This window comes from Streptomyces sp. NPDC058051 (genome assembly GCF_042885475.1).
Lineage (GTDB): Bacteria > Actinomycetota > Actinomycetes > Streptomycetales > Streptomycetaceae > Streptomyces.
Window position 1 is genome coordinate 373,771 of the sequence record NZ_JBHVRW010000004.1, and the last position, 21,604, is coordinate 395,374.

22 protein-coding genes and 1 riboswitch are annotated in these 21,604 nt (G+C 70.8%); of the genes, 10 read left to right on the forward strand and 12 right to left on the reverse strand.

The genetic code is table 11. The annotated features are described in order from the left end of the window. Positions 1-39 precede the first annotated feature (39 nt). From metF to ACFVUT_RS09635, 4 genes are all read right to left on the reverse strand, one after another. On the reverse strand, positions 40-957 hold the full coding sequence (gene metF, locus ACFVUT_RS09620) for a methylenetetrahydrofolate reductase [NAD(P)H] (RefSeq protein WP_389645958.1): 918 nt from the start codon (positions 955-957) through the stop codon (positions 40-42). Positions 958-1,056: 99 nt separating this feature from the next. Next, a complete protein-coding gene (gene thiE, locus ACFVUT_RS09625) occupies positions 1,057-1,710 on the reverse strand; it encodes a thiamine phosphate synthase (RefSeq protein WP_389645953.1) in 654 nt (217 codons plus the stop codon). A gap of 97 nt (positions 1,711-1,807) precedes the next feature. Further along, positions 1,808-2,173 carry an Rv2175c family DNA-binding protein gene (locus tag ACFVUT_RS09630; RefSeq protein WP_389645950.1) on the reverse strand — a complete coding sequence of 122 codons (366 nt, stop codon included), beginning with the start codon at positions 2,171-2,173 and terminating at the stop codon, positions 1,808-1,810. A 64-nt stretch (positions 2,174-2,237) separates the two neighbouring features. Next, positions 2,238-3,491 carry an NAD(P)/FAD-dependent oxidoreductase gene (locus ACFVUT_RS09635; RefSeq protein ID WP_389645947.1) on the reverse strand — a complete coding sequence of 418 codons (1,254 nt, stop codon included), beginning with the start codon at positions 3,489-3,491 and terminating at the stop codon, positions 2,238-2,240. A 277-nt stretch (positions 3,492-3,768) separates the two neighbouring features. Beyond that, positions 3,769-3,882: riboswitch (TPP riboswitch) on the forward strand. A 21-nt stretch (positions 3,883-3,903) separates the two neighbouring features. Here ACFVUT_RS09635 and thiO point away from each other — a divergent pair. From thiO to ACFVUT_RS09660, 5 genes are all read left to right on the forward strand, one after another. Further along, a complete protein-coding gene (gene thiO / locus ACFVUT_RS09640) occupies positions 3,904-5,088 on the forward strand; it encodes a glycine oxidase ThiO (protein ID WP_389645944.1) in 1,185 nt (394 codons plus the stop codon). Continuing rightward, positions 5,085-5,429 (forward strand): sulfur carrier protein ThiS, encoded by a 345-nt coding sequence (gene thiS, locus ACFVUT_RS09645; protein ID WP_389645941.1) that lies wholly within the window; start codon positions 5,085-5,087, stop codon positions 5,427-5,429. Before thiO ends, thiS begins: the two co-directional genes overlap by 4 nt. Before the next feature lie 2 nt (positions 5,430-5,431). Continuing rightward, on the forward strand, positions 5,432-6,226 hold the full coding sequence (locus tag ACFVUT_RS09650; RefSeq protein WP_389645938.1) for a thiazole synthase: 795 nt from the start codon (positions 5,432-5,434) through the stop codon (positions 6,224-6,226). Positions 6,227-6,361: 135 nt separating this feature from the next. Beyond that, positions 6,362-8,278, forward strand: a complete 1,917-nt coding sequence (pknB, locus tag ACFVUT_RS09655; RefSeq protein ID WP_389645935.1) for a Stk1 family PASTA domain-containing Ser/Thr kinase — start codon at positions 6,362-6,364, stop codon at positions 8,276-8,278. 6 nt (positions 8,279-8,284) lie between these two features. Further along, on the forward strand, positions 8,285-9,142 hold the full coding sequence (locus ACFVUT_RS09660; protein ID WP_389645932.1) for a deoxyribonuclease IV: 858 nt from the start codon (positions 8,285-8,287) through the stop codon (positions 9,140-9,142). Between the two features lie 70 nt (positions 9,143-9,212). On the opposite strand, the gene ACFVUT_RS09665 is transcribed toward ACFVUT_RS09660, so the two are convergent. Then, positions 9,213-9,845: a sulfite oxidase-like oxidoreductase gene (locus ACFVUT_RS09665; RefSeq protein ID WP_389645929.1), complete on the reverse strand. Its 633-nt coding sequence runs from the start codon at positions 9,843-9,845 to the stop codon at positions 9,213-9,215. A 154-nt stretch (positions 9,846-9,999) separates the two neighbouring features. Here ACFVUT_RS09665 and bfr point away from each other — a divergent pair, with 154 nt between their 5' ends. Continuing rightward, the gene (gene bfr / locus ACFVUT_RS09670) at positions 10,000-10,479 is read left to right on the forward strand and encodes a bacterioferritin (RefSeq protein ID WP_389645926.1); all 480 of its coding nucleotides are present in this window, start codon (positions 10,000-10,002) and stop codon (positions 10,477-10,479) included. Between the two features lie 159 nt (positions 10,480-10,638). Here the strand turns inward: bfr and ACFVUT_RS09675 are convergent, their stop codons facing one another. Further along, positions 10,639-10,923 carry a bacterioferritin-associated ferredoxin gene (locus ACFVUT_RS09675; protein ID WP_389645923.1) on the reverse strand — a complete coding sequence of 95 codons (285 nt, stop codon included), beginning with the start codon at positions 10,921-10,923 and terminating at the stop codon, positions 10,639-10,641. A 168-nt stretch (positions 10,924-11,091) separates the two neighbouring features. Further along, a complete protein-coding gene (locus ACFVUT_RS09680) occupies positions 11,092-12,438 on the reverse strand; it encodes a class II 3-deoxy-7-phosphoheptulonate synthase (protein ID WP_389646813.1) in 1,347 nt (448 codons plus the stop codon). 103 nt (positions 12,439-12,541) lie between these two features. Here ACFVUT_RS09680 and ACFVUT_RS09685 point away from each other — a divergent pair, with 103 nt between their 5' ends. Beyond that, entirely contained in the window at positions 12,542-12,598 is a 57-nt protein-coding gene (locus ACFVUT_RS09685) for a trp operon leader peptide (RefSeq protein WP_078513512.1), read from the forward strand. A gap of 91 nt (positions 12,599-12,689) precedes the next feature. Next, complete coding sequence (locus ACFVUT_RS09690; protein ID WP_389645920.1) at positions 12,690-14,612, forward strand: anthranilate synthase family protein; 1,923 nt, start codon at positions 12,690-12,692, stop codon at positions 14,610-14,612. 214 nt (positions 14,613-14,826) lie between these two features. Here ACFVUT_RS09690 and ACFVUT_RS09695 read toward each other — a convergent pair whose 3' ends face one another. The 5 genes from ACFVUT_RS09695 to ACFVUT_RS09715 form a co-directional block, all read right to left on the reverse strand. Next, complete coding sequence (locus ACFVUT_RS09695) at positions 14,827-15,834, reverse strand: 2-hydroxyacid dehydrogenase (RefSeq protein ID WP_389645918.1); 1,008 nt, start codon at positions 15,832-15,834, stop codon at positions 14,827-14,829. Positions 15,835-16,040: 206 nt separating this feature from the next. After that, entirely contained in the window at positions 16,041-17,069 is a 1,029-nt protein-coding gene (locus ACFVUT_RS09700; RefSeq protein WP_389645915.1) for a 6-phosphofructokinase, read from the reverse strand. Positions 17,070-17,182: 113 nt separating this feature from the next. Continuing rightward, the gene (locus tag ACFVUT_RS09705; protein WP_389645912.1) at positions 17,183-17,875 is read right to left on the reverse strand and encodes a response regulator; all 693 of its coding nucleotides are present in this window, start codon (positions 17,873-17,875) and stop codon (positions 17,183-17,185) included. Next, complete coding sequence (macS, locus tag ACFVUT_RS09710) at positions 17,872-19,095, reverse strand: MacS family sensor histidine kinase (RefSeq protein WP_389645909.1); 1,224 nt, start codon at positions 19,093-19,095, stop codon at positions 17,872-17,874. The genes ACFVUT_RS09705 and macS overlap by 4 nt, the downstream gene beginning before the upstream one ends. A 50-nt stretch (positions 19,096-19,145) precedes the next feature. Then, positions 19,146-19,874 (reverse strand): lysophospholipid acyltransferase family protein, encoded by a 729-nt coding sequence (locus tag ACFVUT_RS09715; protein ID WP_389646809.1) that lies wholly within the window; start codon positions 19,872-19,874, stop codon positions 19,146-19,148. 227 nt (positions 19,875-20,101) lie between these two features. Here ACFVUT_RS09715 and ACFVUT_RS09720 point away from each other — a divergent pair, with 227 nt between their 5' ends. Continuing rightward, a complete protein-coding gene (locus tag ACFVUT_RS09720; protein ID WP_389645906.1) occupies positions 20,102-20,881 on the forward strand; it encodes an alpha/beta hydrolase in 780 nt (259 codons plus the stop codon). Further along, positions 20,874-21,596 carry a hypothetical protein gene (locus ACFVUT_RS09725; protein WP_389645903.1) on the forward strand — a complete coding sequence of 241 codons (723 nt, stop codon included), beginning with the start codon at positions 20,874-20,876 and terminating at the stop codon, positions 21,594-21,596. Before ACFVUT_RS09720 ends, ACFVUT_RS09725 begins: the two co-directional genes overlap by 8 nt. Positions 21,597-21,604: the final 8 nt, after the last annotated feature.

Below are 21,604 nucleotides of genomic sequence, written 5' to 3' on the forward strand. Positions count from 1 at the left end.
TCTACGGCCACCGCCCCGGATCGTGGCGGGTACGGCCGGTCACGACTGCTTGTGCAGTCCGAGATTTTCGTAGATTTCGAGCGTCGCCGTCGAGTTGTTGAGCGTGATGAAGTGCAGTCCGGGCACACCCTCGGATCGCAGCTTCGCGCAGAACTGCGTTGCGAAGTCGATGCCAATGGAGCGTACAGCGGCGGGATCGTCCTTGACGGCGAGGATCCGTTCTTTCAGCGCGGAAGGGAAAGACGCGTTGCTGAGCTGCGCGAACCGGTCCAATTGCTTGACGTTCGTCAGCGGCATGACCTCGGGAATGATCGGCGTTTCGCAACCTGCGGCGACCACACGGTCACGCAACCGCAGATAGTCGTCCGGATCGAAGAACATCTGGGTGATCGCATAGTCGGCACCGGCACGGCACTTGTCCACGAAATGCCGGATGTCGGTGTCCCAGTCGGTCGAGCGCGGGTGCATCTCGGGGAACGCCGCCACGCCGACGCAGAAATCGCCGGATTCCTTGATGAGCCGGACGAGATCGGCCGCGTAGCGCACACCCTGCGGGTGCTCGACCCACTCACCCGTCGGGTCGCCGGGCGGGTCTCCGCGCACGGCGAGGATGTTCCGGATTCCGGCGTCGGCGTACTGCCCGATCATGTTGCGGAGCTCGGCGACGGAGTGGTTGACCGCCGTGAGGTGCGCGACGGGGGTGAGGGTGGAGTCGGCGGCGATCTGCTGGGTGGCCTTGACCGTCCCGGCGCGGGTGGAACCACCGGCCCCATAGGTCACGGAGACGAAGCTCGGCCCCACCGCCTCGACGCGGCGCAGCGCGTTCCAGAGGTTCCGCTCGCCCTTCTCGGTCTTCGGCGCCCAGAACTCGAACGAATACGAGGTCTTGCCGGTCGCAAGGAGGTCACGCACCGTGCGCGCGTGATCTGTCCTGGTAGAAGGTGTGCCAAGGGCCATACCGGCAGGTTAACCAGAGTGCGACGGACACAGGGCAAGTCCAACGAGAATTGTCCGAATTGACCGATTACTTGTCCATCCTTCGGACGCCTGGCCGAATCACGTCCCTGTGCGCGCCCGTATTCTCCCGGCCAGTTCGGCGGTGGCGGCGCCGGGGTCGTCGGCCTCGGTGATCGCCCGTACGACCACGACCCGTCGCGCCCCGGCGTCGAGCACCTCGTCGAGATTGCCCGCGTCGATGCCGCCGATGGCGAACCACGGGCGCCGCGGGCCGAGCGAGGCGGCGTACCGCACGAGGTCCAGGCCCGGGGCGTGTCTGCCGGGCTTCGTCGGGGTGGGCCAGCAGGGGCCTGTGCAGAAGTAGTCCACCCCCGGCTCGGCGACGGCGGCGTCGACCTCGGACTCGGCGTGGGTGGAGCGGCCGATCACCACGTCCTCGCCGATGACGGCGCGGGCGGCGGGGACCGGCAGGTCGCCCTGGCCGAGGTGGAGGACATCGGAGCCGATGGCGTGGGCGACATCGGCCCGGTCGTTCACCGCGAGGAGCTTGCCGTGCCGCCTGCAGGCTTCGGCGAAGACCGCCAGGTGTTCGAGCTCCTCGGCCGCCTCCATGCCCTTGTCGCGCAGTTGGACGATGTCCACCCCGGCGGCGAGAACCGCGTCGAGGAACGCGGGGAGGTCGCCTTGGCGCTTACGGGCGTCCGTGCACAGATAGAGCCGGGCATCGGACAGCGGCGCGCGGGTCGTGGGCATGGCGCGGTTCCCCCAGGGAGCGAGCGGTTCTCGGTACGGACGCGGGGGTGCGGGCCGCCCCGTGCAGGGCGGCCCGCACCTCAACCGCGGCCTGCGGTCAGACGGCGAGCGCCTGAGCTCGGCGCTTCACCTCCGTTCCGCGATTCTCGCTCAGTGCCTGGGCAGGGGTGCCCGGCAGGGTCGGGTCGGGGGTGAAGAGCCATTCCAGCATCTCTTCGACGGAGTAGCCGTCGTCCCTCAGGAGCGTCAGGGTGCCGGAGAGGCCCTTGACCACCTTGTCGTCGGCGATGAAGGCGGCCGGCACCTGAAGCGTCCGGTTCTCACCACGGCGTACGGCGATGAGCTGGCCCTCCTTGACCAGCTGCCGCACACGTGTCACCTCGACATCGAGCATTTCCGCGATGTCGGGAAGGTGGAGCCAGGCAGGGACGAGAGCATCGATCTTTGCGTCAATCTCGGTCACAGGGACAAGCGTGCCATCCCGCACCGACAGTCGGAAGCCGGGCCGACCGTACGGGGGTACTCCGTCAGAGGGTCGCCGCCTTCAGCGGTACGGAAGGGTCGGCCGCGCGCACCCCGTCGAGCCGCGCCCCGGCCTCGATGAGCTTGCGCCCCTGCGCCAGATCGCGCGGTCGGCCGACCGCGAGGACCGCGACCAGGACGCCTTCGCGCAGCCAGCACACCGTCCAGGAGGGGCCGGCCGGATCGCCGCGCCACAGCAGGGTGTCGGCACCCCCGTGGTGGCCCGCGTACTGGACGAACCGGTCGAACTGTTCGGACCAGAAGTACGGCACGGGGTCGTACGTCCGGGGCTCGGGGCCACCCTCGGACCCCGCTCCGATGATGTTGGCGGCGGCGGTCCGCGGGCCCTGGAGGGCGTTGTCCCAGTGGTGGACGAGAAGGCGTTCGCCGTAGCGGGCGGAGGGGAAGGAGGCGCAGTCGCCGACCGCGTACACATCGGGGAACGAGGTGCGCAGCGCCTCGTCGGCGGTCACCGATCCGTCGGGGCCGAGCGCGATACCGGAACCGGCCAGCCAGTCGGTGGCGGGCCGCGCGCCGATGCCGACGACGACCGCTCCGGCCGGAATCGTGCGGCCGTCCGCGAGGATCACCCGGCCGGGTTCGATGCGGGCGACCCGGGCTCCGGTGAGGAGTTCGGCGCCGCTCTCCGCGTACCAGGCGGTCATCGGGGCGGCGACCTCCGCGGGCATCGCGCCGGCGAGGGGCCGGTCGGCGGCCTCCACGACGGTGACCGCGCAGCCCGCGGCGCGGGCCGCGGTGGCGAACTCGGCACCGATCCAGCCCGCGCCGACGACCACGACGCCGTGCCGCTCGTCGAGGACGGGCCGCAGCCGTGCCGCGTCGTCGAGGGTGCGCAGCAGATGGACGCCGGGGACGCCCTCGGTGCCGGGCAGGACGACCGGTTCGGCGCCGGTCGCGATCACCAGGACGTCGTAGGGGACGGGCCCCGACAGGGTGTCCAGCTCATGCGCGCCCGGCCGCACACCGGTGACCTCGCGGCCCAGACGCAGATCGATGTCCAGCGCCTCGAAGTCGATGTCGAAGGCGGAGCCTTCGGCCGTGCCGAGCAGGACGGCCTTGGACAGCGGGGGCCGGTCGTAGGGCTGGTGGGGCTCGGCGCCGATCAGGGTGACGGGGCCGGTGAAACCCTGTTCCCGCAGAGCCACCGCCGTCTGCACACCCGCCATGCCCGCGCCGACGATGACGACGCGGCGCCCTGCCCGCCGGTCCGGCCGGTCTGACTGCTGCTGCTCGCTCACCCGTACACCTTAAGCACGTGACGGAACGTCAGGACAGCGGCGGCTCTCCCACCGTGCTCGTCCCGCTGTCCTCCTGCGACTCCCCTTCCCACCGCTGGTCCTGCCGGAACAGGCCGTGCCTCTCATCAGCGTCTGTGCCGACACCTTCCGGGCCCGGTGACACCACCTCCGGGTCATGTCGTCGACAGGGGGCAACCGTCATGCCGGGCCCGGAGGCCGGCGGTCCCGTTGCAGGACCGCGAAAGACATGACGGGGCGGGGTTTAGGGTGGCCACGGTAAGACACTCGCGGGAGCCCGGACGCACCGGGCTGAGAGGGAGGCTGGGGCGGCCTCCGACCGTACGAACCTGATCCGGGTCATGCCGGCGAAGGGAGGGGCTGGACGCCCATGCGTTCTTCTCGGAACGGACCCATGCGTTCCTCTCGGAACGGAAACGGATCCGACGTCCTCGTCATCGGGGGCGGGATCATCGGTCTGGTGACCGCCTGGCGGGCCGCGCAACGCGGACTGCGCACCGCGGTCGCCGATCCCGAACCGGGCGGCGGCGCCGCCCTGGTGGCGGCCGGCATGCTGGCCGCCGTCACCGAACTCCACTACGGCGAAGAGATGCTGCTGGCTCTCAGTGTCGCCTCCGCCGCCCGCTATCCGGCCTTCGTGGCCGAGTTGGAAGAGGCGAGCGGGCAGAAGACCGGCTTCCGGACCTGTGGCACCCTGGCCGTCGCGCTGGACGCCGACGACCGCACCCATCTGCGGGAGCTGCATGCCCTGCAGCGACGTTCGGGCCTGGAGTCGGAGTGGCTCACCGGCCGCGAATGCCGTCGGCTGGAGCCGATGCTCGCGCCGGGCGTCCGCGGCGGTCTGCGGGTCGACGGCGACCACCAGATCGATCCCCGCCGACTGGCCGCCGCGCTGCTGACCGCCTGCGAGCGGGCCGGGGTGGTCTTCCACCGCGGCTGGGCGGAGCGGCTGACGGTGGTGGGCGACCGGGCCGCCGGAGCCGTGCTCGCCGACGGTACACAGCTCGCCGCCGACCAGGTCGTGCTCGCCGCGGGCAGCCTCAGCGGCCGGCTCCCGGGGCTTCCGGACGAGGTCGTGCCGCCGGTCCGGCCGGTGAAGGGGCAGGTGCTGCGGCTGACCGTGCCCACCGCGTACGCGCCCTTCCTCAGCCGGACCGTCCGGGCCGTCGTCCGGGGCAGTCATGTCTACCTCGTACCGCGCGAGAGCGGCGAACTGGTCGTGGGCGCCACCAGCGAGGAGATGGGCTGGGACACCACCGTCACCGCGGGCGGCGTCTACGAACTGCTGCGGGACGCCCACGAGCTGGTTCCCGGCATCACCGAACTGCCCCTCGCCGAGACGCGGGCCGGTCTGCGCCCCACCTCCCCCGACAACGCCCCGCTGCTCGGCCCCACCGCCCTGCCCGGTCTCCACCTCGCCACCGGCCACCACCGCAACGGGGTGCTGCTGACCCCTGTCACCGGTGACGTCATGGCGGACCTCCTGGCCGGCGGCGAGCTGCCGGAGCCGGCCCTCCCCTTCACGCCGCGCCGTTTCCCGTCCGCCGCCGTCTCCGTACGTCAGGAGCAGCCCGCATGACCGCGCCCGCACATCGCTCCGAGCCCGTGCCCGCCTCCCCGTCCACGCCGGACTTCGAGCCGGTACCCGCCTCCGATTCCGCGCCCGCCTCCGCCTCCGCCTCCGCCTCCGCGCCCGCCCCCGATTCCGTGTCCGTTTCCGTTTCCGTTTCCGTGAATGGGGCGGTCCGTCCGCTCGCCGCGGGCACCACCCTGGAGGCGCTGGTCGCCACGCTGACCGCCGCGCCCTCCGGCGTCGCGGCCGCCGTCAACGAGACCGTCGTCCCGCGCGGCCAGTGGCCCACCGCCACGCTCCGCGACGGTGACCGCGTCGAGGTCCTGACCGCGGTCCAGGGAGGCTGAGCATGTCCGACGACCTCTTCACCCTCGGCGGCACCGCCTTCTGCTCCCGGCTGATCATGGGGACGGGCGGGGCTCCCAGCCTCGACGTCCTGGAGCGTTCCCTGACCGCCTCCGGCACCGAGCTGACCACCGTCGCGATGCGCCGTCTCGATCCGACCGTGCAGGGCTCGGTGCTCTCCGTGCTCCAGCGGCTCTCCATTCGCGTCCTGCCGAACACCGCGGGCTGCTTCACCGCGGGCGAGGCCGTGCTGACCGCCCGGCTGGCGCGCGAGGCGCTCGGCACCGACTGGGTCAAGCTGGAGGTCGTGGCCGACGAGCGGACTCTGCTCCCCGACCCGATCGAGCTGCTGGACGCCGCCGAGATCCTGGTGGACGACGGCTTCACCGTGCTGCCGTACACCAATGACGACCCGGTGCTGGCCCGCAGGCTCCAGGACGTGGGGTGCGCGGCGGTGATGCCGCTCGGCTCCCCCATCGGTTCCGGCCTCGGCATCCGCAATCCGCACAACTTCCGGCTGATCGTCGAGCAGGCCCGGGTGCCGGTGATTCTCGACGCGGGCGCCGGGACGGCCTCGGACGCGGCGCTCGCGATGGAGCTGGGGTGCGCGGCGGTGATGCTGGCGTCCGCGGTGACCCGGGCCCAGGAGCCGGAGCTGATGGCCGCGGCGATGCGTCACGCGGTGGAGGGCGGGCGCCTGGCGTACCGCGCGGGCCGGATCCCGCGCCGCCACTTCGCCGAGGCATCGTCGCCCGTGGGGGGACGCGCGGCGCTGGACCCGGAGCGCCCGGCGTTCTGACCGACCGGGACCGGCCCGCCAGGACCCGGTCGGACACCGTGGATCGCATGTCCCTGTCACGGCTCCGCTGCAGTACTGCCCCGGGTCCGCCCCGACGCGTGGGGCGTGTCCGTGGCGGCTCGTAGACTCGCTTGCGTGGATACGACCCTCCAGGACCCTCTCGTCGGGCAGCTGCTCGACGGCCGCTACCGCGTCGATGCCCGCATCGCCGTGGGCGGCATGGCCACGGTCTACCGGGCCGTGGACACCCGGCTCGACCGGGTGCTCGCCCTCAAGGTGATGCATCCGGCACTCGCCACGGACGCCTCGTTCGTCGAGCGCTTCATCCGCGAGGCCAAGTCCGTGGCCCGGCTGGCGCACCCCAATGTGGTCGCGGTCTTCGACCAGGGCGCCCAGGGCCAGTACGTCTACCTCGCGATGGAGTACGTCGCGGGCTGCACCCTGCGCGACGTGCTGCGCGACCGTGGCGCCCTCCAGCCGAGGGCCGCGCTGGACATCCTGGAACCCGTCCTCGCCGCCCTCGGCGCCGCGCACCGGGCGGGCTTCGTGCACCGCGACATGAAGCCGGAGAACGTCCTCATAGGGGACGACGGCCGGGTGAAGGTCGCCGACTTCGGTCTCGTACGGGCGGTGGGCGCCGTCACCAGCACCACCGGATCGGTCCTGGGCACCGTGTCCTATCTCGCCCCCGAGCAGATAGAGGACGGCACGGCGGACACCCGCACCGATGTGTACGCCTGCGGTGTCGTCCTGTACGAGATGCTGACCGGCTCCAAGCCGCACACCGGCGAGACACCCGCCCAGGTCATCTACCAGCATCTCAACGAGGACGTCCCGGCCCCGTCGGCCGCCGTCCCCGGGCTCCCGGTCGCGCTCGACGACCTGGTGGCGAGCGCCACCGCCCGGAACCCCGAGATCCGCCCGTTCGACGCGGTGGCGCTGCTCGCCGAGGCCCGTGAGGCCCGGTCCGGCCTCACCGAAGCCCAGCTGGACGCCGTACCGCCGCAGGCCCTGGCCGAGGCGCACGACGCCGCCGAGGACCGCACGAGCGTGATCCCGAGGCTGCTCCCGGCCGATCAGGGCGTCGCCCATCACACCAGCCGGCTGGAGATGCCCCCTCCGGTGCCGCCGCGGCCCGCTCGGCCCGGCCTGCGGCGCCGCGGTCCGCGACGCTCCGTCGTCGCCGTGGTCGTCGCCGTGCTCCTGGCGCTGGGGATCGGTACCGGCGTCTGGTACATCAACTCCGGGCAGTTCACCCGGGTTCCGTCCGTGCTCGGCCAGACCGAGAAGACCGCCCGGGACCGGCTCTCGGGCGCCGGTCTGGGCCTCAAGGGCGTCACGCGCGACTACAGCGACACCGTCGAGCGCGGCAAGGTCATCAGCAGCGACCCCAAGTCCGGCGCCCGTGTCCGGGGGAACGACGCGGTGACGCTCGTCATCTCGCGCGGCCCCGAGATCGTGAAGGTGCCCGATGTCCAGGACCTCTCGCTCGCGGACGCCAGGCGCGCGCTGAAGAAGGCCGGTCTGGTACCCGGCATGGTCACCACGGAGTTCAGCGAGGAGACGGAACGGGGCGACGTGATCCGTACGGATCCGGTTTCGGGCACCGAACGCCACCCGGACTCCGCGATCGCCCTCGTCGTCAGCAAGGGCGCTCCGGTCGACATCCCCGATGTCACGGGACTGTCCGTCGCCGACGCCACCGCCGCGCTGGCGGAGAAGGGGCTGAAGGCCAAGGTGCTGCCCGACCGGGTCAACGCCCCCGAGGACGCGGGCGACGTCGCCCGTCAGTCGCCGGGCGAGGGCGCCGAGGCCGCCGAGGGCGACAGCGTCACGCTCACGGTCTCCAAGGGACCGCGGATGATCGACGTCCCTGACGTCACCGGCAAGGATGTCGACGAGGCCAGGAGCGCGCTGGAGGACGCGGGCTTCGAGGTCAAGGTCCAGCGGCCGTTCCTCTCCTTCAGCGACACCGTCGCGAGCCAGTCCGTCGACGGCGGCGAGCAGGCCCCCGAAGGAAGCACCATCACCATCAAGACCAAGGGACTCTAGATCCACATGCGCAACCCCGTCGGCGGCCATGTTCCCGTGGCCGGCGGCCTCGCCAAGGTCGGCCTCCCCTACGCGCGCGAGATGGGGGCGGAGGCCGTCCAGGTCTTCGTCGCCAACCCGCGCGGCTGGGCGACACCCGTCGGCAACCCGGCCCAGGACGAGCAGTTCCGCGCCGAGTGCGACGCCCAGTCCCTACCCGTCTATGTCCACGCCCCGTATCTGATCAACTTCGGTTCGCACACCGAGGCCACCGTCGAGAAGTCCGTGGAGTCACTGCGCCACTCGCTGCGCCGGGCCCGCGAGATCGGCGCCCTGGGCGTCGTGGTGCACACCGGCTCGGCGACCGGCGGCCGGCCGCACGCGCAGGCCCTCGCCCAGGTCCGCACGCACATGCGGCCGCTCCTGGACGAGCTGACGCACGACGACGACCCCTGGCTGCTCCTGGAGTCGACCGCAGGGCAGGGTTTCTCGCTCTGCTCGCGGACCTGGGACTTCGGCCCGTACTTCGAAGCGCTCGACGCCCATCCCCGGCTCGGCGTGTGCCTCGACACCTGCCACATCTACGCGGCCGGTCACGATCTGACGGGCCCTGAGGGCATGCGGCAGACCCTGGATCTCCTGGTCGGGACGGTGGGCGAAGGCCGGCTGAAACTGATCCACGCCAATGACTCGAAGGACGTCGTGGGAGCCCACAAGGACCGGCACGAGAACATCGGCGCCGGTCACATCGGGGAGGAGCCGTTCCGGGAGCTCTTCTCCCATCCGGCGACCGCCGGCGTACCGCTGATCATCGAGACTCCGGGCGGCAAGGAAGGCCACGCGGCGGATGTGGCCCGGCTGAAGGGGCTGCGCCACCGGGGCTGAGCGCCTTGCCGCCGCTTCGGCCGGCCACCACGCGCCGGGGACGTGTGCGGCCCGGCCTCGGGCCGTCGGGTCACAGCTCGGGGCCGTCCCCGGGCTCCTCCTGGTAGGAGTAGCGCTGCTCGCGCCACGGGTCGCCGATGTTGTGATAGCCGCGCTCCTCCCAGAAACCGCGGCGGTCGGCCGTCATGTACTCGACGCCGCGGACCCACTTGGGCCCCTTCCAGGCGTAGAGGTGCGGCACGATGAGCCGGAGCGGGAAACCGTGCTCGGCGGTGAGCAGTTCGCCGTCCTTGTGGGTGGCGAAAAGTGTTCGGTCCGAGGCGAAGTCGGAGAACCGCAGGTTCGAGCTGAACCCGTACTCGGCCCAGACCATGACGTGCGTGACGTGCGGCGCGGGGGGCGCGAGCTCCAGGACCGTACGGGCGAGCACTCCGCCCCACTCGGCGCCGAGCATGCTGAATTTGGTGACGCAGTGCAGATCGGCCACGACCGAGGTGAACGGCAGCACCGAGAACTCCTGGTGGTTCCAGCAGTGCTTCTCGCCGTCCGCCGTGGCGCCGAACACCCGGAATTCCCAACGGTCGGGCTTGAACTTGGGAACCGGCCCGTAGTGGGTGACCGGCCAGCCGCGCTGGAGTCGCTGTCCCGGCGGAAGCTCGGACGGCTCTGGCGCGCTGTTTTCCCGGCTTTCCGGCTGACCCATGACTCCATGGTGACAGACGGGCAGGTATGGTTCCGACCAGGACAGGGGCAATTCGGGCAACCCGTACTAAGTATGCACTTACTGGACGATCATCGGGTGCGATGCGAGGATGCGGCCAACTTGCCCCGTTCACCGGTTGGAAGGAGTCTCTGCGATGCAGGGCGACCCCGAGGTCCTTGAGTTCCTGAACGAGCAGCTGACCGCCGAGTTGACCGCCATCAATCAGTACTTCCTGCATGCGAAGATGCAGGACAACTTCGGCTGGACGAAGCTCGCGAAGTACACCCGCTCCGAGTCGTTCGACGAGATGAAGCACGCCGAGATCCTCACGGACCGCATCCTCTTCCTCGATGGACTGCCCAACTACCAGCGGCTGTTCCACGTACGGGTGGGGCAGACCGTCACCGAGATGTTCCAGGCCGACCGCCAGGTCGAAGTGGAGGCGATCGACCGCCTCAAGCGCGGGATCGAGCTGATGCGCGGCAAGGGCGACATCACGTCCGCAAACATCTTCGAGTCGATCCTGGCCGACGAGGAGCACCACATCGACTATCTCGACACCCAGCTGGAACTGGTCGAGAAGCTCGGTGAGGCGCTGTACATCGCCCAGCAGATCGAGCAGCCGGACAGCTGAGGGCTGTCCCGTAATTCCCGGCGGGCGCGGCAGGCAACGTTCGCCCGTCAAGGAGCGGCGCGGGGTGCGTGCTCTCGATGTGCCGGCCGGAAGACCTCGGACTGGACGTACGAGTCGCCGGCACCGGAGCCCAGGGCCGAACCCCGGCCTTCGCGGCGGTCAGGCCGCTTCGGAGAGCCGGATGCCCGGGGTCACACCGGGGGCGACGGCGGGAGCCGTCCTGGGGGCGGCGTCGGCCGGGGTGCCGGGAGCGCGCTTCCCGTCGAGCAGTTCGCGGCGCGGACAGGCGCCGCGGCCGAGGACGGCCTGGATGGCGCGGACACAGCCACCGCAGTCCGTGCCCGCCTTGCAGGCGGAGGCTATCTGGCGGGGCGTGCACGCCCCGGCTTCCGCATGTTCCTTGACCTGCTTCTCCGTAATGCCGAAGCACGAGCAGACGTACATGCGGTTCACCTCCCGGCGGGATCGGCCGTTGCCACCCCCCGCTAATCGGTGAGGCTAACCTAACCTTACCCGGCGCCGAAAGTCCTCGAAAGCCTCAGAACGCTCCGTGGGGCACGGATCACATCGATCCGTGCCCCACGGTCCTGCGCGCGCTGCCTGCGGTGGCGCCTACTGGTCCCGGTACATCTCGGCGACCAGGAACGCCAGGTCGAGGGACTGGCTGCGGTTGAGCCGCGGATCGCAGGCCGTCTCGTAGCGCTGGTGCAGATCGTCCACGAAGATCTCGTGTCCGCCGCCGACGCACTCGGTGACATCGTCACCGGTCAGCTCGACGTGGATGCCTCCCGGGTGCGTACCGAGGGCCTTGTGCACCTCGAAGAAGCCCTTCACCTCGTCCAGGACGTCGTCGAAACGACGGGTCTTGTGGCCGGAGGCGGCCTCGAAGGTGTTGCCGTGCATCGGGTCGGTGACCCAGGCGACCACCGCACCGGAGGCGGTCACCTTCTCGACCAGCTCGGGGAGCTTGTCGCGGACCTTGTCGGCGCCCATGCGGACGATGAAGGTCAGCCGGCCGGGCTCGCGCTCGGGGTCGAGGCGGTCGACGTAGCCGAGCGCCTCGTCGACGGTGGTCGTCGGGCCGAGCTTGATGCCGAGGGGGTTGCGGATCTTCGAGGCGAACTCGATGTGCGCGCCGTCCATCTGGCGGGTGCGCTCACCGATCCAGATCAAGTGGCCGGAGGTGTCGTACAGCTCTCCGGTGCGCGAGTCGGTGCGGGTCAGCGCCGACTCGTAGTCCAGCAGCAGGCCCTCGTGCGAGGAGTAGAACTCGACCGCCTTGAACTCGGCCGGATCCGTGCCGCACGCCTTCATGAAGTTCAGCGCGTTGTCGATCTCGCGGGCGAGCGCCTCGTAGCGCTGGCCGGACGGCGACGACTTCACGAAGTCCTGGTTCCAGGCGTGCACCTGGCGCAGATCGGCGTAACCGCCGGTGGTGAAGGCGCGCACCAGGTTCAGCGTGGAAGCGGATGCGTGGTACATCTGCTTCAGCCGCTCCGGGTCCGGGACGCGGGCCTTCTCGGTGAAGGCGAAGCCGTTGACGGAGTCGCCGCGGTAGGTCGGCAGGGTGACGCCGTCGCGGGTCTCGGTCGACTTGGAGCGCGGCTTGGAGTACTGCCCGGCGATCCGGCCCACCTTGACGACGGGTACCGAGGCCGCGTAGGTCAGGACGGCGCTCATCTGGAGCAGCGTCTTCAGCTTGGCCCGGATGTGGTCGGCCGACACGGCGTCGAAGGCCTCGGCGCAGTCGCCGCCCTGCAGCAGGAACGCCTCGCCCTTGGCGACGGCTCCCATACGGGCACGCAGCTGGTCGCACTCACCCGCGAAGACGAGCGGGGGATACGACGCGAGGTCCGCGAGTGCATCGCGCAGAGCCTCGGCATCGGGGTACTCGGGCTGCTGCGCCGCGGGAAGGTCTCGCCAGGTGTGGCCACCGGCGACGGAGGTATTGGCGTTCACGGTCACACGGACAACATTACGGTGTCGGGCGGTGCGTCCTGCCTCAAGCTCAGCAGTTGAGACGCGTGCTCGGACGGCATGGTCATCCGTTAAGGTTCGGAGCATGTTCGCGCAGACGACCCAGAACTGGTGGTGGACCGCTCATCCGGCGGCCCACTGATCGATCGCGCGACAGACCACGCGAAGGCCGCCCGAGGGGCGGCCTTCTCCGCGTTCCGGGGGCCGTTCCTCCCTCCCGGAAGGAACAACCCATGCCGCACCGCACCGCTCGCGTCGTCGAGAGGCTTCTCGCCGACGACTGCCCGCCGTTCGCACTGCTGCGCCGCCGCACTCCCGGCCATGACCAGGACACCGTGGAGGTGCTGATCGGCCGGGTGCGGGAAGTGGACCGGCTCGCCGACCTTCCGGTCGGCGCACTGCCCTCGCTCGCGCTGGTGCCGTTCCGGCAGATCGCCGAGCGCGGTTTCGATGTGCGCGACGACGGAACGCCGCTGTCCGTGCTGGTCGCGGAAGAGACCTGCGTGCTGCCGCTGGCCGAGGTGCTGGAGCAGCTGCCGGACCATGCCGTGACGGTCGAGGACGGTGCTTTCGACGTCCCCGACGAGGAGTACGCCGGGATCGTCCGGCGCGTCATCGAGGACGAGATCGGGCAGGGCGAGGGGGCGAACTTCGTCATCCGCCGGACCTTCCGGGGGGAGATTCCCGGCTTCGGCCGGGCCGACGCACTGGCCCTCTTCCGACGGCTGCTGGCCGGTGAGCGGGGCGCGTACTGGACGTTCGTCGTGCACACGGGCGACAGCGGCCCCGAGGGGCCCTCCGCGACGGGCGGGCGGACGCTCGTCGGCGCCAGCCCCGAGGTGCACGTGCGGATGTCCGGCGGGACGGTCGTGATGAACCCGATCAGCGGGACCTACCGCTACCCCGCCGAGGGCCCGACGGTCGAGAGCCTGCTGGCCTTCCTCGCCGATCGCAAGGAGCGGGACGAGCTCTCCATGGTGGTCGACGAGGAACTCAAGATGATGTGCACGGTCGGCGACATGGGCGGGGTGGTGATCGGACCGCGGCTCAAGGAGATGGCCCATCTCGCCCATACGGAGTACGAGCTGCGCGGGCGTTCCTCGCTGGATGTGCGGGAGGTGCTGAAGGAGACCATGTTCGCGGCGACGGTCACCGGCTCGCCCGTGCAGAACGCCTGCCGGGTCATCGAGCGGTACGAACCGGGCGGTCGCGGGTACTACGCGGGCGCGCTGGCGTTGCTGCGGCAGGAGCCGGGCGGGGCGCAGACCCTGGACTCGCCGATCCTGATCCGTACCGCCGACATCTCGGCCGACGGCCGTCTGCGGGTGCCCGTCGGAGCGACGCTGGTCCGCCACTCCGACCCGGACAGCGAGGTCGCCGAGACCCATGCGAAGGCGGCCGGGGTGCTGGCCGCGCTGGGGGTGCGGCCGGCAGCCCGGAAGAGGGAGGGGCCGGCGCACGCCCGCCTGGCGGCCGACCCGCGGATCCAGACGGCGCTGGATGCCCGGCGCGACGGTCTCGCACCGTTCTGGCTGCGGATGCAGGAGACCACCCACGAGCTGTCCGGCCACGCGCTGGTGATCGACGGGGAGGACACGTTCACCGCGATGCTGGCGCATCTCCTGCGTTCCTCGGGACTGGAGGTGTCGGTGCACCGCTACGACGAGCCGGGGCTTCGGGCGCGGGTGCGGGCGCACGAGGGTCCGGTCGTGCTGGGGCCCGGGCCCGGCGATCCGGGCGACACCGCCGATCCGAAGATGCGGCTGATGCGCCAGCTCGCCGCGGAACTGGTGCGCGACCACCGGCACGGGCTGCTGGGGGTCTGCCTCGGCCATGAGCTGATCGCGGCGGAGCTCGGCCTGGAGATCGTCCGCAAGACCGTGCCGTACCAGGGCGCACAGACCCGGATCGAGCTGTTCGGGCGGCCGGAGACGGTCGGCTTCTACAACAGTTTCACCGCGCGTTGCGACGACGGCGCGGTCGCCGAACTGGCGGCGCACGGTATCGAGGCGAGCCTCGACGCGGCCGGCGGCGAGCTGCACGCGCTGCGCGGGCCGGGCTTCGCCTCGGTGCAGTTCCACCCCGAGTCGGTGCTCACCCTGCGCGGCGCGACGATCGTGGCCGAACTGCTGGCGGGGCTGCCTGTGGCTGGCTGAAGGAAGAGGAAGCTGAAGGAAGAAGAAAGGGGAAGGGGAAGGGGAAGGGGAAGGGGAAAAGGAAAAGGAAGAGGACGGGGCCCCGGAGGAGTTCCGGGGCCCCGTAGGGCGGGATCCCGGCGGGGCGGGAGGACGCGGACGGAGGGGAGGCGGAGGGCGGCTCCCAGCGGGGTGGGAGGACGCGCAGGGGCGGAGGGAGTCGGATTTGGCCGCGTCAGCGTCGGGGGACGAGGACGTTGTCGCTGCGGCGGCCGGCCAGGTGGTCGGCGACGTTCTGGACGGTGGCGTCGATGATCTGGGCCACGGCGTCCTGGGTGTAGTACGCCTGGTGCGAGGTCACGACGACGTTCGGGAACGTGACGAGCCGGGCGAGCGTGTCGTCGTCGATGCCCTCCAGGGACTTGTCGAGGAAGAAGAGGCCCGCCTCCGCCTCGTACACGTCGAGTCCGACGCCCAGGAGACGGCCCGCGCGCAGCTCGGCGACCAGCGCCGTGGTGTCGATGAGTCCACCGCGGCTGGAGTTGATCAGGATCGCGTCGTCCTTCATGTGCTTCAGGGCGTCCTCGTCGATGATGTGGTGGGTCGAGGGCAGCAGCGGGACGTGCAGGCTGATCAGGTCCGACTCGGCGAGGAGCCGCTCCCTCTCGACGTACTCCATGCCGAGTGCGGCACAGGCCGGGTTCTCGGTGATGTCCCAGCCGAGCAGCCTCATGCCGAAGCCGTGGGCGATCCGGGTGAAGGCTTCGCCGATCTTGCCGGTACCGATCACTCCGGCCGTGCGGCCGTGCATGTCCCGGCCGAGCAGTCCGTCGAGCCGGAAATCGAAGTCCCGGGTGCGGCTCGCGGCCCGGATGATGCGGCGGTTGACCGCCATGGCGAGGGTCCAGGCGAACTCCGCGACCGAGTACGGCGAGTAGAAGGAGACGCGGGCGACCCGCAGCGCGAGCCGCTCGGCGACGTCGAGGTCGATGTTGTTGAAGCCGGTGGACCGCTGGGCGATCATCTGCGTGCCGCCCGTCGCGAGGGTCTGGAGGACGCTGCTGCCCAGGTCGGCGTTGACGCTGGTGGAGATGATCTCGTAGCCCGCCGCGATGGGGGCGGTGTCCTTGGTCAGGAAGACGTCCAGGCAACGGACCTCGTGCTGCCCGGCGAAGGCCTTCCCGATGGCCCTCTCGATCAGCGGCTTCTCATCGGACTGCACGCCGAATGCCAGGATTTCCACAATTCCTCCTGCTTGCTGGGCATACCAGGTGATGTGGGGACGGTCATCGCGAATATACGGCCCCGGCCCGCACTGTGCCGCCGGTGCTCGCCCTACCGCCTGTCCCGGTCACCGGCCGGGGCGTGCCGCTCAGCCCGGCGCCGGTACTCAGCCGGGCGCCGGTACTCGCCGTACCGCCCGCCCCGGCGCCTGCCCCGGCGCGCCGCTCAGCCGAAGAAGACACCCACCTCCGCGTAGAGGGCCGGATCGACGGTCTTGAGCCGGGCGATCCCCTCCGCGATCGGCACCCGGACGATGTCGGTGCCTCGCAGGGCGACCATCGTGCCGAAGTCGCCGTCCCGCACGGCGTCGATCGCGTGCAGGCCGAAGCGGGTGGCCAGCCAGCGGTCGAAGGCACTGGGGGTGCCGCCGCGCTGGACGGGGCCGAGGACGGTGGTGCGTGCCTCCTTGCCGGTGCGGCTCTCGATCTCCCCGGCGAGCCATTCACCCACGCCGGGGTGCCAACCCCGGCCGAAGCGGTCACGCGGTCCGTCCTGAGGGGTCATCCCGCCCTGTTTCGGCAGGGCGCCCTCGGCGACGACCACTATCGGTGCGTGGCTCGCCCTGAAACGGGACGTCACCCAGGCGCACACCTGCTCGATGTCGAAGCGCTGTTCCGGGATGAGGATGACGTTCGCACCTCCGGCCAGTCCCGAGTGGAGCGCGATCCAGCCCGCATGACGGCCCATCACCTCGACGACGAGGACCCGCTTGTGGGATTCGGCGGTGGTGCGCAGCCGGTCGATGGCCTCCGTCGCGATGGAGACGGCCGTGTCGAAGCCGAAGGTGTAGTCGGTGGCGGAGAGGTCGTTGTCGATGGTCTTGGGAACGCCGACGCACTTGATGCCGTGTTCGCCCGACAGGGCCGCCGCCACGCCGAGGGTGTCCTCGCCGCCGATCGCGATGAGCGAATCGACCTCGTACGCGGCGAGGTTGTCCCTGATCCGGCGGACGCCGTGCTCCGCACCGAGCGGATCGGTGCGCGAGGAACCGAGGATGGTGCCGCCCCGCGGCAGGATGCCGCGCACCACCGGGATGGAGAGCGGCACCGTCTCGCCCTCCAGCGGACCGCGCCAGCCGTCCCGGAAACCGATGAAGTCGTAGCCGTACTCCTGCACGCCCTTGCGGACGAGGGCGCGGATGACCGCGTTGAGCCCGGGGCAGTCGCCGCCGCCGGTCAGCACTCCGACCCGCATGGAAGCATCCCTTCGCCGAAGTGGCCCCACTGGCCACCACGCTAGGCACGACCCACGTCACTCGGGGATGGACCGGAAGGGTACGTACGGTGCAATACGGGGGCGCGGCCGGGTCACGCGTCGTCGAGGCCGCGCTCGATCGCGTACCGCACGAGCTCCACACGGTTGTGCAGCTGGAGCTTGCCCAGGGTGTTCTGGACGTGGTTCTGGACGGTGCGGTGCGAGATGACCAGACGCTCGGCGATCTGCTTGTACGAGAGCCCCTTGGCGACCAGGCGCAGTACCTCGGTCTCGCGCTCGGTGAGCTGCGGAACCTTGGGATCGTCGGACGCGACGGGGGCGGGGTCGGAGGCGAGCCTGCGGTATTCGCCGAGGACCAGACCGGCCAGGCCCGGTGTGAAGACGGGGTCGCCGACGGCGGTGGACCGCACGGCCTCGGTCAGCTCCTGGGTACTGGCCGACTTGAGCAGGTAGCCGGTGGCTCCGGACTTCACCGCTTCCAGGACGTCGGCGTGCTCGCCGCTCGCGGAGAGCACCAGGACCCGCAGTCCGGGCTGGGAACCGACGAGTTCCTTGCAGACCTGGACACCGGGCATGCCGGGCAGATTGAGATCGAGCACCAGAACGTCGGGGACGGCGGCCTTCGCCCTGCGGACGGCCTGCGGTCCGTCCCCGGCGGTCGCCACGACGTCGAACCCGGACTCGGACAGGTCGCGGGCGACGGCGTCGCGCCACATCGGGTGGTCGTCGACGACCATCACCTTGATGGCCCGCTCCTCGGCACCCTGGGTGTTCTGCGTGCTCATCCGACTGATCCTGCCTTCCCCCGTGAAACCTTCGGAACCTTCAACTCGACCTCGGTGCCCTGGCCGGGCACCGAGATCAACTCCGCCGTACCGCCCAGGTCACGCAGCCGTCCCCGGATCGACAGGGCGACCCCCAGCCGCCCCTCGCCCTCGGCCTGGACGAGCCGTCCGTCCGGAATGCCGGGGCCGTCGTCCCGAACCGTCACGATCACCTCGTCCGGCCAGTCCTCGACGAGAATCCATGCCTGGGCATTCTCTCCCGCGTGGACCCTGACATTGTCCAGGGCTGCACCGACAGCGGCCGCCAGCTCCTTCGCCGCCCCGGGAGCGAGCAGTACCGGAGCACCGGGCTCCGCGAAGCTGATCCGGGAGCCGGCGTGCGGGGCGAGCAGGGAGCGCAGATCGCAGTCGGCCCGGCCGGACGGTTCGTCGTCGACCTCGACGCTGCGGACCACGGCGCCCTCCGCGGCGTCCTCGGAGACCCGGGTGGTGGGCACCAGCCCGCTGGAGACCAGGGTGCGCAGGGCGACCTCCTGCTCTCCGGCCATCCGGCCCAGCTCGGCGGCCTCACCGCCCAGCGCGGTGCCGCGGCGCTGCACCATCGCGAGGACCTGGAGCACGCTGTCGTGGATGTCGCGGGCCAGCCGCTCCCGCTCCCGGGTGGCGGCCTCGATCTCCAGAGCACGGGCCAGGGTGCGCTCACTGGCCCTGGCCACCTCGACGACGTAACCGATGGCGATGGAGGCGACCCAGACCAGCAGGACGTTGTGGAAGGTGTCCCGGCTGGGCTCGCCGCGCTCGATGATGTTGGCGAGGGCGACGAAGGTGGACGCGAAGGCCGCCCAGCGCCAGCCGCCCTTGATGGCGAAGGCCAGCACGGAGCCCGCGGTCCAGATGGACGGCAGTGTCGGACCGTCGACGTGCTGGGCTTCGAAGTCGGCGACCGGGGTGAGCAGGATGCCGACGAGGGCGAGGGTCAGGTCGGCGCCGAGGAAGCGCTTGGTGCACGCGGCGGCGCCCGCCACCTTCGGAAGGGTGCCGAGCGTCCAGGCCACCATCACCACCAGGAAGGCGACAGCCACCCACGGCCGGTCGTACCTGTCCCGGCCGAAGACGGCGAGCAGGACCGCGTAGAGCATCGTCAGAATGCGGTACGCCATCAGCGCACGCCACAGCGGCTGTTCGACCGACATGCGCACGACCCGCTCGCGCCTGGCCACTTCCCCACCCCCCGGACGGATACGACGCGGTGCCGCGCCGAACCGTTCCGTCAGCCTTGCGTTCCGGATTCTCTGCGCGCCTGCTTCTCCTCCTCGGCGCGGAGCTTCGCCTCTTCCGCGATCTGCCGCTTGGCAGCCGTCGCGTAGATGTCGACGTACTCCTGGCCGGAGAGCCTCATGATCTCGTACATCACCTCGTCGGTGATCGAGCGCAGGATGAAACGGTCCCCCTCCATGCCGTGGTAGCGGCTGAAGTCGAGCGGCTTGCCGATCCTGATCCCCGGGCGCATGAGCTTGGGGATCACCTGCCCCGGCGGCTGGATCTTCTCGGTGTCGATCATCGCGACAGGGATGACGGGGGCTCCGGTGGCGAGCGCCACCCGGGCGAGTCCGCCGGGCTTGCCGCGGTAGAGACGGCCGTCGGGTGAGCGGGTGCCCTCCGGGTAGATCCCGAAGAGCCCGCCGCTCTCGATGACCTCGATGCCCGCCTTGATGGCCGCGTCGCCGGCACCGCGGGCGCCCGAGCGGTCGACCGGGAGCTGGCCGACGCCCTTGAAGAAGGCGGCGGTCAGTCTGCCCTTCACACCGGGCGCGGTGAAGTACTCGGACTTGGCGATGAAGGTGACCTTGCGGTCCAGGACGGCCGGCAGGAAGAAGGAGTCGGAGAACGACAGATGGTTGCTCGCGAGGATCGCCGGTCCCTGCGCGGGAATGTTCTCCAGGCCCTCCACCCACGGCCTGAAGGCGAGCTTCAGCGACCCGCCGATGGAGAACTTCATTGCGCCGTAGATCAACTCGGGTGCCTCCTGTGTGCTGTCCGACAGACCTTAACCCGTGCTGCCGCCCGCGCTCCCACCCAGCACGGAGCCGATGCGGCGCCCGGGACCGGGACGGCCCTGGTCGGTGTCGGTCCGGTCGCGTACGGTGAAGTAATCCTTCCGCACTCCCCCCCTTCGCTCCCCTTCGAGCCTCACGAACATTCGAGCCTCACGAACAGGAGACCCCGGTGCCCGTCCTGCCTGGAGCCGAGCCGTTCCGCCACGAGGGCGGAGAGGTCGGCGTCCTCCTCTGTCACGGATTTACCGGTTCCCCGCAGTCGCTGCGCCCCTGGGCCGACCATCTGGCGGCGCGCGGGCTCACCGTCTCGCTGCCGCTGCTGCCCGGACACGGCACCTGCTGGCAGGACATGCAGCTCACGGGATGGCAGGACTGGTACGCGGAGGTCGACCGGGAGCTGCGCGCCCTGTTGGAGCGGTGCCGCCAGGTCTTCGTCTTCGGGCTCTCCATGGGCGGCACCCTCGCACTGCGGCTGGCGGCGAAGCACGGGGACGCGATCAGTGGTCTGGTGCTCGTCAATCCGGCGAACAGGGTGCACGGCCTGTCCGCGTACGCGCTGCCGGTCGCCCGCCATCTGGTGCGCACGACGAAGGGGCTGGCCAGCGACATCGCGCGGGAGGACGCCGCCGAGGTGGGGTACGACCGGGTGCCGCTGCACGCCGCGCATTCGCTGCGGAACTTCTTCCGTCTGGTCGATGCCGAGCTGCCCCAGGTCACTCAGCCGATCGTCCTGCTGCACAGCACGCAGGACCATGTGGTGCCGCCCGCCGACTCGGCCCGGATCCTCAGCCGGGTGTCCTCGACGGATGTCGAGGAGATCCTGCTGGAACAGAGCTACCACGTGGCGACGTTGGACCACGATGCGGAGCGAATCTTCGACGAGAGCCACCGGTTCATCGGCCGCCTCGCTCCGAGCGTCGGAAAGAAGGGGAGCACGTCAGGTGGCTGAGCACGACGCGGAGCGCACGAGCGGCGAGGAGGGGCACGAGCCCCGGCCCGCGGAAGGAACCGCCGCCCCCGCCGAGGGAACCTCTGTGCCCGACGGGGGAACGGCCGTGCCCGACGACGGCGCGGGTCCGCCGGACGCCGCGGCCCCGACGGCGCCGTCCGGCGCTGAGACCGACACCGACACCGACCGGACGGTCGACGAGGACGCCGCGTGGCAGGCGATCGTCGCCGGGTACGGCGAGGAACCGCCGGACCCGCCGGGAGCCAAGCCGTTCAGGTCGGTCGAGGACCTGGCGCTGATGGAGGACGATCAGTCGGGCGTCCTGGATCCGGACAAGGGGATCGGGAAGAAGACCCAGAAACCGCCGGAGAAGCCGCTCGGCAGCTCGATCGTGTTCGCGCCCGGCGTGGCCGGACCGCGCGACTACGAGGTCGCGGAGCCGAAGGACGGCGACATCGACGACATCGACGAGGGGCATTTCGTCCCTCCGGAGCCGCCGCCGCTGCCGGAGGCCGATGTCACGGCGAAGTTCGCCTGGCTCGCTGTCGTCGGCGGTCCGGTGCTGATGCTCGTCGCGGTGCTGCTGCGGTGGGACATGACCTGGTGGCTCACGACGGTCTGCGTGGGCGGATTCCTGGGCGGATTCGTCACGCTGGTGGCACGGATGGACGGCGGCGAGGACGACGACGATCCCGGTCGCGGAGCGGTGGTCTGAGACCGGGC